Source organism: Pseudomonas sp. PNPG3, from assembly GCF_023093815.1.
GTDB classification, from domain to species: Bacteria; Pseudomonadota; Gammaproteobacteria; order Pseudomonadales; family Pseudomonadaceae; genus Aquipseudomonas; species Aquipseudomonas asiatica.
In genome coordinates this window covers 52,072-65,565 of record NZ_JALLKV010000031.1, presented here as the reverse complement: position 1 = coordinate 65,565, position 13,494 = coordinate 52,072, and the positions used below count along the sequence as shown (strand labels likewise).

Below are 13,494 nucleotides of genomic sequence, written 5' to 3'. Positions count from 1 at the left end.
GAAACGCTATTTCCTGAGCTTGGAGAGTGTCTAGGAAACCAGGGGCGATTCAAATCGCCGCGTTGAGGTCGGCCAATAGCATCGTGTTTTTTACTGGTGCCGGTATTTCCGCTGAGAGTGGGATACCTACGTTTCGTGACAAACTAACCGGGCTTTGGTCCACTCACGATCCCGAGAAACTGGAGACAGCTAAGGCCTTTCGTGAAAACCCTGCTCTCGTCTGGGGGTTCTATCTGTGGCGGCGTAATCAGATGAATCAAGCGAAGCCAAACGCTGCTCATTTAGCGGTACAACGCCTGGCAAGTACAGGCAGGAACGTAGCTGTGATCACGCAGAACATCGACGACTTACACGAGCGCGCGGGATCGGTGGATGTTGCGCATCTTCATGGAAGTCTTAAAAGCCCCAAATGCTTCGCATGCCATAGGACTGCGGACTTGCAGCCCTCCCAGTTTGATTTACCTCAGCATGCCGTCGAGCGCGACCCACCTCGATGCCCACGGTGCAATGGCAGACTGCGCCCAAGCATCGTATGGTTCGGCGAAGACCTCTCCACTGTCATTTGGAAGTCTGCAGTCGCAACAGTCCAAAGCTGCCAAGTGCTGGTTTCTGTCGGCACATCTGGCATCGTCACACCAGCGGCAGAGATCCCACAAATAGCGCTTTCCTATGGAGCCGTGGTCGTTCACGTTAACTTGGTCGATGTATCTCTTAATACGCCAAATGAGCTTATGATTTTCGGAAAAGCTGCCGAAGCACTTCCCGCCCTCCTAAGCGCTGCTTGTGGAGTCTGATTATTAGGCTACAGCGCTTGCCTCAGAGACACTTTCAGACTTCCGGGTACGACAAGCAGATATGAATGTGTCCAGCAGCACTACCGCACCTCAGCAAGGTCTATGAAATGAACAAATCGTTCAAGGTGACCATCGAAGATTGGGATGGGGTCGGACGATTCGTATATCCGACGAAGCCCTTCAACAGCTTGGGGTGGACGTGGGTGATTCGTTGTATCTGCTGGAAGAAGTCGTCGGCAGTCACCAATGTATCGTTCTCTCTAAGACGCCTCAGTTGGCGGATAAAATTGATGAGTCGATGGAGGCTTGGGACAGCAGAGATTAAGCCCAGATTGAAGCAATAATGGCCCTCCGGCGGGATGTGGTGGATGGACCTGAGTACCCTATGGCGTCACAAATACGTTGCGCTTCCTGCAAAGCAGCGTTGCCTACAAGACGGATTCAGCAGCGAAACCCAAACGTTTAGTGTGAAGGCTGATTACCACTCAGATATTCACCCAAACCTTCGGAGTATCGCCATGAAGTTATTCACCCCAATCAAAGTGGGCCGCCACACTCTTAAGCACCGTGTAGCGATGGCTCCCCTCACCCGCTCCCGCGCAGGTCAACCGGGAAATGTCCCCACCGTAATGAACGCAGAGTATTACCGCCAGCGGGCCGGCGCCGCTCTCATTATCACTGAAGCATCTCAGATCTCCCAACAAGCCCAGGGGTATGCATGGACTCCAGGTGTCCACACACCTGAGCAAGTTGAGGGTTGGAAGGCGGTAAGCGAAGCAGTACATCGAGAGGGGGGCATTATCTTCTTGCAGCTTTGGCATGTAGGACGAATCTCCCACCCGAGTTTCCAGGTGAACGGAGGCCCCCCCGTAGGCCCCAGTGCTGTGCCAGTCCCCGACGGCAAGACGTTCATCGTCGACGAACATGGCAACGGGATATGGGCGCCCGTCCCTCCCCCCCAAGCGCTCTCCGTTGAAGGCATCCAATCAATCATTCAGGACTACAGAGCTGCTGCGCGCAATGCCATCCTGGCAGGAATGGACGGCGTTGAGATTCACGCCGGAAATGGCTACCTGTTAGACCAATTCATCGACTCCAACAGCAACCAGCGCAACGACATGTACGGCGGCTCCGTCGAGAATCGCGCACGCTTGCTACTCGAAGTGACGAAGGCTGTTATTGAGGAAGTAGGAGCCGACAGGGTGTCCGTACGGCTCACCCCCATGGGACGGTTTATGGGTATGGGGGACGCAACTCCCGAGGAGACATTTGGCTACATCGCGAAACAGCTCGATACGATGAACCTCGCCTACCTACATCTAGTTGAACCAGCGATAGTCGGAATAGTGCGTGACGAGAACTATGACCCTCGTTGGGATTCCATCATCAAACACCTGCGCACCCGATACACCGGCGTCCTCATGCTCGCTGGCGGCTACGATGCAGAAGCCGCCGAACAAGCACTGTCTAGCGGACGCGGAGACATCATTGCCTTTGGTCGCACGTTCATCGCCAACCCTGATCTGCCCTCCCGACTCAAATACGGAAAACCGTTGAACAGCGCCGACGCAACAACATTCTTTGGTGGCAGTGAAGTCGGCTACACCGACTATCCATTTGCTGATCACTTCGAGTCCGTTTAGGTCTGACAGCCAATCTACAGCACGCATGACATTACAGATTGATGCCAGATTGCCAAGCCATTGGGAGCGGTCGAACACGCTCCCTTTTGTACTGGAAATTCATCCTCGTCAGGAGGCTGGCTGACTTGAGCGTGTTGGTGATGATGCTGAATTGAACCAGGTGCCGACGCAAGAATGACCCAAATTATGTTGCGTCAAATCCAGCAAAGGCGATGGGCTGCACAAAATCCGAATGGTTCAGCGATATCTCGGCAACTGGGTCAATTCCGCATCACCTCCATACAAAACATGCGCACGTGAGGCGGTGGCCAGTGATTGTTATCGACCGTGGATTCAGCCGCTCAGACCAAAGGCGAAAGACTAATCTCTTTTCTGCAGGCCAGGTCGTCAAGCTTGGCTCTGTCGGGGCAGCTACCAGTTCCCAAACGCAACTATCGCTCCACTGCAATGCACTTGATCTCCACAAGAAGGCCGGGACGAGCCAGTTCAGCGACACCCACGCACGTCCATGCACAAGTGATCCTGGGAAAGACCGCATCTTTCACGCGTCTAAAAATTGGCATGTGATTGTGCATATCTACGTGATATGTCGTCATTTCTACGACATCTTCAAATGTGCAGCCACCGGCATCCAACACGAGCCGGAGGTTGTCCCATACTGCCAAAAACTGCTGCTCAGGATCTTCGATAACGGATAAGTCCGGCGCCCGGCCTACCTGACCTGCGCAGTACAGAGTTTTTCCCACCTTCACAGCCGGTGCATAGCCAGCACGCTCGCTGAGCAATTTCATAGCATCTGGAATAATGATCTTACGGTCAGTCATGGTCGGGGAGCCCTGAATAGACGGTGCGAACGCTAACCCTGCTGCCAGGGCAGCGTCCACTTGGGATCCGCAAGCTGTATTTAACCTGCGGCCAGTGCGATCGAGCCCCCCGAGAACACCTCCATTCCCGCAACCGGTCGCCAGTCACGCAAAGGCGTCAGATAGTGCAGTTCGAATCGCCTCGACAAAAACGCCCACACCCCTGCCCGCCGTTCAAACCGGTCGTGATACAGCCCACTGACTTGCACTGGGCCCTTGTCAATGTCATGGAACAGGCAGTTTGCAGCGACCGTTCCTGTTGCGCCTTCCCCTGCGATATCTATTAAAGGATTTGCCATCCAGTGGTGCATGTGAGGCATCTGGCGCCAGCTGCTTTCAGCCATGGCAAGGATCCCGTCACGTCCCACGGCACTGCCGAACCCCGGAAGATCCAGGCTGGCGTCCAGGTGCCAGATGTCCCGCAAGAGAGCTGCATCGATACGGTCAAACGCGTTCGCGTAAACGCTGATAAGTCGATCTATCGCAGCGCGACTTTCCAGTGCGTCGAGTCGAGCGCTCAGAGTTTCGATGTTCATAATGATCTCCTGATTAAGCAATGATCGCCCCGGCCGGCCCCCTTCCTCCGCAATGAAATCCATACGAATGGCGCGCGCGGGTGGGTCAACTGTCAGTACGCGAAAAGTTGGAGTTAGCGCCGGCACTGTTACCCGATGAGTAGGCCCCAGTCCAAGCCGAGGGCAGCCTAGTGTCGGTTTGCGAATGCCCAACGAAACGTCAGATTTGAGACAAGCCACCATCGACCATCAACTCGACACCGTTCACATACCGCGCATCGTAGGACGCCAGGAACAGGGCGGACGAGGCGATCTCCTCAGGTTGCGCCATGTAGCCCAGTGGCGTGATTTGCTCCACGTGCTTGCGCAGCTCGGCGATGTCGCTTTCGCTCATCCCCAAACCGTTGTCCATCAGCGGGGTGCGAGTGAAACCGGGGCTCAGTACGTTTGCCCGAATTCTGCGTCCCCCGAGTTCATTGGCCCACGTGCGTGCGAAGGACCGCACGGCTGCCTTGGAAGCGTTGTAGAGACTCAGCCCTTCCATACCATTGCCGGAGCAGATCGAGGCGGTCAGGACGATCGACGAACCATTTTTCATGAGCGGCAGCAGCGTCTGAACAGTGAAGAAGACACCCTTCACGTTAATGTCGAACATCGTGGAGTAAGCCGCCTCACTGGTCTCGCCCAGTGGATTCTTTTCGCAGATACCCGCGTTGGCAAACACAGCATCTACTTGGTCACCCCGTGCCTCGATCACAGCCTTGAGCTCATCAAGATCAGCCTGGCGGGAAACATCGGAGATCACCGCCACGGCCTTGTCGCCCAGCTTGGCAATCGCCGCCTCCAGCGTGCCTGGCGAACGGCCGGTGATGTAAACGCGCTTGGCACCTTCGGCAATAAGCCCCTGCGCAATAGCGAATCCGATGCCGGTGGACGCGCCTGTTACAACGGCAATCTGATGAGTGAATTTACCTGACATGCCTGACTCCTCAGCATTGGATGAGTGGATCAACTGAAACACCAGTCGAGCCATTGTGAGCGGCATCTGCAGGCGGCGGCACTGCCATAACTGAACGTGGACCGTGCATTTTTGTGAGGCGAAAACGGCTGAGAAAATCGCTAAGTTGGGGCCACTCAGTTTTCTTGAAGAAGCCCTTTCATGTCACAGAACGCAACCCTCTCCCTCGAACCAAAACGCTGGTTCATGTTCATCATCCTGCTGGTCGGCGCGTTCCTGCCGCCTCTGGATTTCTTCATCGTCAACGTTGCCCTGCCCTCCATTCAGAATGATTTGGGAACGGGCTCTTCCGCCGAACAATTGGTGATCTCCTCTTACGCGACGCTGTATGCCGTCACACTGATCACCGGCGGGCGCCTGGGCGATCTGTACGGTCGCGGGCGGATGTTTTTTCTGGGATTGGCCGGGTTCGCGGCAGCATCCTTGCTCTGTGGGCTCGCCTCCTCGCCATGGATACTGATTATCGGGCGTGCCCTGCAAGGCGTGACCGCGGCCGTGATGGCGCCTCAGGCACTCGCATCGGTGCAAGCCATCTTCCCGGAATCTGAAAAGCCCCTGGCGTTGAGCATCTACGGCGCCGTATTTGGGCTGGCGTCCGTGATCGGTCAGGCGTTGGGCGGCGTTCTGATTGCCCTCAACGTCATGGGGACGGGATGGCGAGCGATCTTTCTGGTGAACCTACCGATTGCACTGCTGGTTGTATTGTTCGGGATTCCCGTGTTCAAGGAAACCCGCGCGGCGCATGCAAGCAAGCTGGACCTCTGCGGCACCGCGTTGTCGATCCTGACGTTGGGTGCGTTGATCGTACCCTTGATCGAAGGCCGCGAAGCCGGCTGGCCGCTGTGGGCCTGGCTGTCGCTGGCTGCGGTCCCCGTTCTGGCCTGGCTGTTCTGGCAATACGAAATCCGTTTGCATCGCGCCGGTGGTACCCCCCTGCTCAACCCTGCCGCGTTAAAGGCGCCAGGCCTGTGCCGAGCACTGTTGGTCGCGCTGTGCTTCTATGCGATCGGTGTGTTCTTCCTGTTGTTTTCGATTTATCTGCAGGGCGCTCTGCACGCAACACCGCTCCATGCGGGTCTGATCTTTCTGCCTTTTGGTGCGGGCTTTCTCTTGGGGCCTTTGTCGACCGGCCAGTTCAAACGCCTCTTTGGCGCTTACGTCAATCCTGTGGGCATGGCATTGGAGGTCATCGGATTCCTGGCGCTGGCATGGCTTGTGTCAGCGACGCCCACTGACCTCACTCCGTCTGGTCCGCTGCTGGCCGTCATTCTGTTTGTGATCGGATTTGGGCAAGGCCTGGCTCTGCCAACGTTAATGCGAATGGTCACGGGAAGGGTGGCGCCGGACTACTCGGGCATGATCGCGGGGATCACCAGCGCGTCGTTGCAGATCAGTACGTCGCTGAGCGTCGCTGTGATTGGTGGGGTCTTCTATACCCTGCTGGGGACGCACACGGACGCGGCAGTGATTACGCACGCTTTCTGCGTTTCCGTTCTCTGCATCGCCGCCTTCCTGACGCTGGGTGCAGGGCTGAGTTTCAGCCTCTTGCGTCAACCTGGTAACGCATAATCCCCTGCTCAACGATGCACCCGATCCAGCAGGTTCAGCGCATCGTCAGTCGGACCCGATCATGCTGGATGCCAGGTCAGCGAGCGCGCGCAGCCTGTCCATCTGGCGCATGTCCTGGTGATAGCCCATCCAGATGTCTCTACCCGGTGGCGGCTCGTCCGGGTCCAGCAATTGCAGGCCCGGCGTTCGATCACCGAGGGGTCGCGGCAGGACCGCCACTCCGAGGCCGCTCGCGCACATCTGGGCCTGCACCGTGCGGCTGCTGCTGGTGAACATAGTGCGGGCCAGCGGATATCGCTGCTGCAGCCAATGCACGTCGGGATAGTGGGCTTGGGCGATATTCATCAATATCAGCCCCACGCCCTCGCCGTCGGACCTTGGAGCGGCACTGCCTGCGCTCGCATACAGGCCGTAGCGCATGGTGGTCAGCTTGCGGTGCACGATGTCGGGTTCGGTGAAAGGCACGATGCGAAAGGCAATGTCTGCGTCACGCCGCGCCAGATCGAAGAGTCGATGGCCGGGTATTACCTCGGGCGCGATCAACGGATAGCGTCGAGCCAACTCACGAAACACTGGCGTCAGGACATAACCGGCGAACCACTCCGCACACGAAATTCGCAACAGCCCTTCAGGCTGATCACTGTCACCGGCAAGGCGACGTTCGATCGACAGTGCACTCTGCTCCATCTCCTCCGCCAGACCGAGAATCCGTTCACCGGTGTCAGTGAGCACCAGCCCTTGGACCGTGCGTAAAAACAAGGGTTGGCCACTGCTTTGCTCAAGCACCTGCAAGCGGCGGCCTACCGTCGGATGGCTGACACCCAGCTGCTTCGCCGCCGCGCCTAATGAGCCGCTGCGGGCAATCGCCAGAAAGACCCGCATGTCACTCCAGTCCATGCCTCACCCCGTACAAAAATGAACGACGAGGTTGCAACAATGACACTCCCGTAGCAATCCCCCAACTCACATACTGGCTCGCAGGCACGTTCACTCAACAGCAAGGCAGGAGTTGGAGATGAAGATCGGTTTTATCGGCACGGGCAGCATGGGAAAAGCCATGATCCCGTTGCTCATCGACGCAGGGCATTGTGTATCGGCCTGGAACCGCAGCGCGGATGCGCTGGTGGATCTGCCAGACGTACGCCCTCTGGATTCACCGTCAGGCGCATTCCAGGCAGACGTGGCCATCACAATGTTGGCGGATGATCAGGCAGTGCGCGAGGTGCTGTTCGCTTCGAACGCTCTGGGCAGCGCCGATAAAGGTTGCGTACACATTGTGATGTCGACGCTATCGCCTGTGCTGATGACGGAGCTTCAATCCGCTCATCACGACAGCGGTGTCGCATTGGTCGCTGCGCCAGTGTTTGGTGTGCCCGCAGTGGCAGCCAGAGGCGAGCTGAATATCCTGGTGGCCGGCTCGCCGTCAGCTATCGCGATTGTCCAGCCAATCTTTGACGTGCTGGGCAAGCACACCTGGCCTCTCGGCGATCAGCCCATTCAGGCGTCCATCGCGAAAATCGCGGGCAACATGATGATCACCCAGGCGATCCAGTCCCTCGGAGAAGCCAGCGCACTCGCCGAATGTTACGGAGTGAGGCCCGATGTTTTCATCCCCCTCATGACCCAAACGCTCTTCCCCTCCCCCAGCTATCAACGGTATGGGCAGAACATCATCCACGGTACGTTCGAGCCTGGCTTCAAGTTGTCGCTGGGTCTGAAGGACATAAACCTGGCCATCAAGGCAGCCAAAAGCGTAAACCTGGAATTGCCCGCAGCCGACGCGGTGCGAGCCAAAATGACAGAGGCAGTGGCCCGTGGGCTGGGACATAAGGACTGGTCAATTTTTGCTACCGGGGCGCCTACCCGCCTGGCCGAACATCCCTATGCTCCGTGAAATGCCCTCCTGGGAAGACTTGAGCTGAGGCAATTTCTGGATAACCGGGCGGCGCACGAATGGCGCCCTGAACGCTATCCGAATGAGCTTTCGGGATGGTCAGGCACGGGTTCCCATTTCGAGTGAGGCTCTGGATCCTTACGGGTCGAAAGGAGAGCCTCACTCGGTTGGCCGGCGGATCTCTATCTTTTGAGCGATGACTTCTCACTGCGTTTACCGCTGTCCATCAACCCCATTTCCTTGATGGTGTTTGCTGCGAATTCGATGAACGCAGATACCGCACGAGGCAGTTGACGGCGGCTGTGATAGACAAGATGCACGCCTATTGCGCCTGAAGTGTAATCAGGGAGCACTTCCTTCAATCGCCCTGCGTCGATATGGGCAGCGCTGAGTGCTATGGGCAGCAGCGCAATACCCAATCCTGCCAGCGCCGCTTCAAGCTGCGCAGAAGAGGTATTAGCTTGAAAAGGACCGTCCACTTCGATGGTCACCGCTTGATGGTCGACACCGCCCAGCCGCCAAGTGGTGCGAGGACCACCGTGAGACGGTGAGGTGATGCATTGATGGGTGCTCAAATCGCCAGGCTCTGCCGGTACGCCATGTGCCGCCAAGTAGTCTGGGCTCGCCACCATCGTTTGATAACTCGTGCCCAGTTTGCGTGCGAACAGCGATGGATCGCGATCACCTCCGCGCATGGCGACGTCTATTCCTTCGCCCAGCAGATCGACGCGCGCGTCATTCAGCTCGAATTCAAGACGTACTCGCGGATGCTCGGCGGTGAATTGCGCCACAGCCTGTGCTGGAAACCAGTTGAAAAAATCCACAGGAGCCGCCACCCGGACGCGACCGGCAATCTCGGCAGAATCATTCGTCACCTGACCGGCAACCCGCAGCAACGCATCGATCTGATCGGCAGATTTGGCGTAAAAATTGGTCCCTGCATCGGTCAACACTAAACGCCGCGTGGTGCGCTGCATCAGCCGTGTACCTAACGCGGCCTCCAATTGCTGCACACGCCTGCTGGCAGTACTGGGTGGCATGCCGAGACGCCGCCCTGCTTCGGCGAAACTCCCCGCTCGAACGACTTGAACAAAAAGTGCGACATCATTCAGGTCCACGTGATTACCGCCGTTTCTGCATGAGTGAGAGAGATCCGCCCATTCTAGACCGAGCCTGAACCGGCCAGTAGTCCCACTAATTGCACTCATCTATGAGCGAGTGCATCTCACCCACCCATCTTTCTGAATGATCGGAGACTTTCTAAAGTGGGCTCCATGGCGCACAGGCGCCTCACTTTTTCTCAGGAGACTCACCATGACCACCGTTTCCGTCATCGTCGGCAGCACTCGTGACAGCCGCTTCTCCAGCGCCCCAGCCAACTGGATCAAGCACCACCTGGAACAACGTGAAGGGCTGAACGTGCGCTTGCTCGACCTGCGCGATTTTGATCTGCCTTTCTTCGATAGCGCCATGCTTCCTGGCTTTCCTGGCCGTCCGGCGTATGAAAACGAAAATGTTCGTCGCTGGACTGAACAGATTGCGACCTCTGATGCGTTCGTGGTGGCCACGGCCGAATACAACTTTGGCCCGCCCGCGGTTCTGAAGAACGCGCTGGACTGGGTCTACCCGGAGTGGAACCGCAAGCCGATTGGTTTCGTGAGCTGGGGCAGCGTTGGTGGCGCCCGCGCCGTACAGCAACTGCGCGAAATCGCGACCGAGCTTCAGATGGCTTCGATTCGCACAGCAGTGCATATCCCGGTCGGCGCGATCTATGCCCATTTCCAGGGCAAAACCGATGAAATCGAGGCCGCGTTGCAGGCACAGAACGATCAGGCGGGACGCATGATCGACGACCTGCTCTGGTGGGCGGCTGCCCTCAAAACCGCCTGCAACACAACCGCCTGATAGAGGAAATGACCATGTCCCGCGCTGCTGAAAAAACCAATGTGCACCTGCGTCAGATCACTCATCGCACCCATGGGCGACGCAACGGCCCTGCCGTGCGCCTGATGAGCCCGTCCGACTTCGGCCAGATCCTCAAACCGTTCGTGTTCCTGGATTTCTTCGACATGCAGGGTCCGCCTTTTGTGGGCGACCTTCATCCACATTCGGGCATTGCGACCTTGTCTTATCTGATCGATGGGCGGATGGACTTGATTGATCCGGATGGCACCACGGTCGTTCTGCCCAGCGGCGGCGTCGAGTGGATGCAGGCAGGTAAAGGCATGTGGCACGGCGGCAGCGTCGGCGATGAGGATCATGGTCGGGTGCGTGGTTTTCAGCTCTGGGTTGCTCTGCCACCTGAGTCGGAACTCGGGCCGACACGCTCTGCCTTTCAGAGGGCCGAAGACATCGTCAGCGCAGGCCCGGCACGTGTGCTGCTGGGCAGCTACGGCAGTGTCAGCAGCACAATCGAAACTCCGTCGCCCATGAATTTCCTGGCCGTGAAACTCAAGGCCGGTGAGCGATGGACCTATGTTTCGCCAAAGGGACACACGGTGCTCTGGATTTCACCCGTTGAAGGACGGCTGCTGGCCAACGGTGAAGAGCTTCACCCTGAAGAGTTGGTGGTGTTCGAACGTTCCAGTCAGTCGGTTCACTTCGAGGCGTTGACTGACACCCAGTTCATCCTGGGATCTGCCGTACCTCACAAACACGACCTCGCTCTGGGCTATTACTCGGTTCACACCTCGCCGCAGGCGCTGAGGGTCGGAGAAGCCCACATCCAAACCATCGGCAAACGCCTAGTCGAAGAAGGTCGCCTGGACCGCCGGTACATCCGATAACAGCTTCGGAGGAGAACACCATGTCTATTCGCTCTGCGATGGCCAACGATGTCCTGGCTCAACTGTTCACGGACGCCCGCTCCCATCATCACTGGACAGAAAGGCCGGTATCGGACGAGTCGCTCAAGGCACTCTACGAACTGGCCAAATGGGGCCCGACCAGCGGGAACCTTCAGCCTGCCCGCATCGTTTTTGTCCGCTCCGAGGAAGGGAAACGCAAGCTTTACCCCGCGCTTGAGGGCATGGGCAGCAACCCCGAGCAAGTGCGGATGGCCCCTGTAACGGCCATCGTGGCTCAGGATACGAGGTTTTTTGACCAGGCACCTCGCCTGTTCCCCCGCATGAATTTCAAGCCGATGTTCGAGGCCGACGCGGCCTTTGCCGAGTCGATTGCCTACCGCAGCAGCTCGCTGACAGGGGCCTACCTGATGATCGCGGCGCGCGGCCTGGGGCTGGATGTGTGCCCCATGTCCGGTTTCCACAACGCGATCATCGATGAGGCTTTTTTCAACGGTACGTCATGGAAAGCAAACTTCATTTTCACCATTGGCCATGGCGATGACGCGCGCCTCTACCCACGCGACCCTCGGCTGCCCTTCGAGGAAGCCTGCCGCTTCGAGTGAAGGATAAACAGGAGCAGATATGAAAAGCATCGGAATCATTGGCGCCGGACAAATCGGCAACGCAATCGCTCAGCAGCTCGCGCGTTTGGACATTGAAGCCACGCTGGCCAACAGCCGAGGACCTGAAACCCTTGACGAGCTGGTCAGGCAACTTGGGCCTTCGATCAAGGCCGGGACACGTGAGGAGGCGGCTGCCAAGGATATCGTGTTCGTGGCGGTGCCCTGGAAGCAGTTGAAGGAAGCACTCACGGGCCTGCCAAACTTTGAAGGTCGCATCGTGGTGGACACGACTAACCCACTGCAAAAACAGCCCTTTGCAGCCATCGATATCGGCGGTCACGCCTCTTCAGCGCTGGTCGCGCAAATGGTCCCAGGTGCCCGTTTGGTCAAGGCGTTCAATCATCACGCCTATTGGAATCTGGCCGCCAAGGCCACGAAAGAAGGCGGTCAACGGATTCTGTTCTACGCAGGCGAGGATGCTGCGGCCAAGGCTGAGATCGCGTCTTTGGTCGAGCGCCTGGGGTTCTTTGGCGCCGACATGGGAGATATCGAAACAGGCAGTCGATTGTTCCAGCCACCGGCAGGCCCGCTGGCAGGTCCCAATCTGGTGAAGATGGAGTTGCAGGCATGAATCAGCTGTTCGCACCTACGATACTTGGCGGCGCATTACTTCAAAATCGCATCGTCATGGCGCCGATGACCCGAGCCCGTGCCAACAGCGATGGAACCCCAGGACCGCTGGCTGCCGAATACTACGCACAGCGCGCAAGCGTGGGTTTGATCATCACCGAAGGCACCCAGCCTTCCGACGATGGCCAGGGATATCCCGCAACGCCCGGCATCTACACGGATGCACATGTGGCGGGCTGGGGTGAAATTACAGCCGCAGTACACGCTCAGGGCGCTCGCATCTTCTTTCAACTGATGCATGCCGGGCGCATGTCACATCCGCTAAACACGCCTCATCATCGGCAAGGTGTGGCGCCCTCGGCCATCGCTCCTGGTGAACAGATCTACACCTTGTCAGGCATGAAGGACATTCCGGTACCGCGAGCCCTTGGACTCGATGAAATCCCGCAGGTGATCAACGAGTACCGCCACGCCGCGCGCCGGGCAGTGGATGCCGGTGGCGACGGTGTGGAGATTCATGGCATCGCCTACCTCATTCATCAGTTCCTGGCGATCAGCAGCAACCAGCGTACGGATCGCTACGGCGGTACGCTGGAGAACCGCGCACGTTTTGCCATCGAGGTTGCACGGGCTGTCGTGGAGGAAATCGGAGCGGATCGAACGGGTATTCGCCTGTCGCCCGGCTTTGGCGGGATGGGACTCAACCACGGTGATGAGGCCCCTGATCTGTATCGTTATCTGGTGGGTGAGCTCGACAAGCTCGGCCTCGCGTATCTGCATATTGTTCACTACGGCGACGACGCGCTTTTGCACGATCTGCGCAAGCTCTGGCACCAGGCGCTCATTCTGAACCGACCTGAGCGACCGCGTGAAGACGTCGGGAAAGACATTGCCAACGGTCTGGCAGAACTTGAATCGTACGGACAAATGACGCTAGCCAACCCCGACTTGATTCGCCGATTGAAAAGCAATGCACCGCTCAATGTCGCCGACCCCAGCACCTATTTTGGCAGCAGCCCGCAGGGCTATGCGGACGGGTACACCGATTATTCGACATTGGCCTGATCGCTTATCCCTTGTGAGTGTTACAGCACGGCCGCTGCCATTTGGCAGCGGCCGTTTTCGTTGAAGCTGCTGTCAGCAATGCTCGAAAAACGTC

14 protein-coding genes and 1 pseudogene are annotated in these 13,494 nt (G+C 57.8%); 10 read left to right on the top strand and 5 right to left on the bottom strand.

The window, feature by feature from the left end:
- Positions 1-26: 26 nt before the first annotated feature.
- The 3 genes and pseudogenes from MJ643_RS19430 to MJ643_RS19420 all read left to right on the top strand — a co-directional run bounded on the left by MJ643_RS19430 (position 27) and on the right by MJ643_RS19420 (position 2,437).
- On the top strand, positions 27-794 hold the full coding sequence (locus tag MJ643_RS19430; protein ID WP_247726986.1) for an NAD-dependent deacylase: 768 nt from the start codon (positions 27-29) through the stop codon (positions 792-794).
- A gap of 107 nt (positions 795-901) precedes the next feature.
- Positions 902-1,119, top strand: a pseudogene (locus tag MJ643_RS19425) (AbrB/MazE/SpoVT family DNA-binding domain-containing protein).
- Positions 1,120-1,306: 187 nt separating this feature from the next.
- Positions 1,307-2,437 (top strand): alkene reductase, encoded by a 1,131-nt coding sequence (locus MJ643_RS19420; protein ID WP_144241810.1) that lies wholly within the window; start codon positions 1,307-1,309, stop codon positions 2,435-2,437.
- A 431-nt stretch (positions 2,438-2,868) separates the two neighbouring features.
- Here MJ643_RS19420 and MJ643_RS19415 read toward each other — a convergent pair whose 3' ends face one another.
- From MJ643_RS19415 to MJ643_RS19405, 3 genes are all read right to left on the bottom strand, one after another.
- Complete coding sequence (locus MJ643_RS19415) at positions 2,869-3,261, bottom strand: RidA family protein (RefSeq protein ID WP_038410449.1); 393 nt, start codon at positions 3,259-3,261, stop codon at positions 2,869-2,871.
- An 80-nt stretch (positions 3,262-3,341) separates the two neighbouring features.
- Entirely contained in the window at positions 3,342-3,836 is a 495-nt protein-coding gene (locus MJ643_RS19410; protein WP_038409827.1) for a nuclear transport factor 2 family protein, read from the bottom strand.
- A 199-nt stretch (positions 3,837-4,035) separates the two neighbouring features.
- Positions 4,036-4,794: an SDR family oxidoreductase gene (locus MJ643_RS19405; RefSeq protein ID WP_038409829.1), complete on the bottom strand. Its 759-nt coding sequence runs from the start codon at positions 4,792-4,794 to the stop codon at positions 4,036-4,038.
- A 180-nt stretch (positions 4,795-4,974) separates the two neighbouring features.
- Between MJ643_RS19405 and MJ643_RS19400 the strand changes: the two genes are divergently transcribed.
- Positions 4,975-6,402 carry an MFS transporter gene (locus MJ643_RS19400; RefSeq protein ID WP_038409831.1) on the top strand — a complete coding sequence of 476 codons (1,428 nt, stop codon included), beginning with the start codon at positions 4,975-4,977 and terminating at the stop codon, positions 6,400-6,402.
- A gap of 45 nt (positions 6,403-6,447) precedes the next feature.
- On the opposite strand, the gene MJ643_RS19395 is transcribed toward MJ643_RS19400, so the two are convergent.
- Positions 6,448-7,299 carry a LysR family transcriptional regulator gene (locus tag MJ643_RS19395; RefSeq protein ID WP_038409833.1) on the bottom strand — a complete coding sequence of 284 codons (852 nt, stop codon included), beginning with the start codon at positions 7,297-7,299 and terminating at the stop codon, positions 6,448-6,450.
- A 118-nt stretch (positions 7,300-7,417) separates the two neighbouring features.
- On the opposite strand from MJ643_RS19395, the gene MJ643_RS19390 reads away from it, so the two are divergent.
- Positions 7,418-8,296, top strand: a complete 879-nt coding sequence (locus tag MJ643_RS19390; RefSeq protein ID WP_047933071.1) for an NAD(P)-dependent oxidoreductase — start codon at positions 7,418-7,420, stop codon at positions 8,294-8,296.
- A gap of 182 nt (positions 8,297-8,478) precedes the next feature.
- On the opposite strand, the gene MJ643_RS19385 is transcribed toward MJ643_RS19390, so the two are convergent.
- Positions 8,479-9,414: a LysR family transcriptional regulator gene (locus MJ643_RS19385; protein ID WP_047933068.1), complete on the bottom strand. Its 936-nt coding sequence runs from the start codon at positions 9,412-9,414 to the stop codon at positions 8,479-8,481.
- Positions 9,415-9,610: 196 nt separating this feature from the next.
- On the opposite strand from MJ643_RS19385, the gene MJ643_RS19380 reads away from it, so the two are divergent.
- Genes MJ643_RS19380 through MJ643_RS19360 form a run of 5 tightly spaced genes read left to right on the top strand, consistent with a single transcriptional unit; the run spans position 9,611 to position 13,400 of the window.
- The gene (locus MJ643_RS19380) at positions 9,611-10,201 is read left to right on the top strand and encodes an NADPH-dependent FMN reductase (RefSeq protein ID WP_247726985.1); all 591 of its coding nucleotides are present in this window, start codon (positions 9,611-9,613) and stop codon (positions 10,199-10,201) included.
- A 14-nt stretch (positions 10,202-10,215) separates the two neighbouring features.
- A complete protein-coding gene (locus tag MJ643_RS19375; protein WP_038409835.1) occupies positions 10,216-11,082 on the top strand; it encodes a pirin family protein in 867 nt (288 codons plus the stop codon).
- A gap of 38 nt (positions 11,083-11,120) precedes the next feature.
- Positions 11,121-11,705: a malonic semialdehyde reductase gene (locus MJ643_RS19370; RefSeq protein WP_038409836.1), complete on the top strand. Its 585-nt coding sequence runs from the start codon at positions 11,121-11,123 to the stop codon at positions 11,703-11,705.
- Between the two features lie 19 nt (positions 11,706-11,724).
- Positions 11,725-12,336 (top strand): NAD(P)-binding domain-containing protein, encoded by a 612-nt coding sequence (locus tag MJ643_RS19365; protein WP_038409837.1) that lies wholly within the window; start codon positions 11,725-11,727, stop codon positions 12,334-12,336.
- The gene (locus tag MJ643_RS19360; RefSeq protein ID WP_038409839.1) at positions 12,333-13,400 is read left to right on the top strand and encodes an alkene reductase; all 1,068 of its coding nucleotides are present in this window, start codon (positions 12,333-12,335) and stop codon (positions 13,398-13,400) included. Before MJ643_RS19365 ends, MJ643_RS19360 begins: the two co-directional genes overlap by 4 nt.
- Positions 13,401-13,494 lie beyond the last annotated feature (94 nt).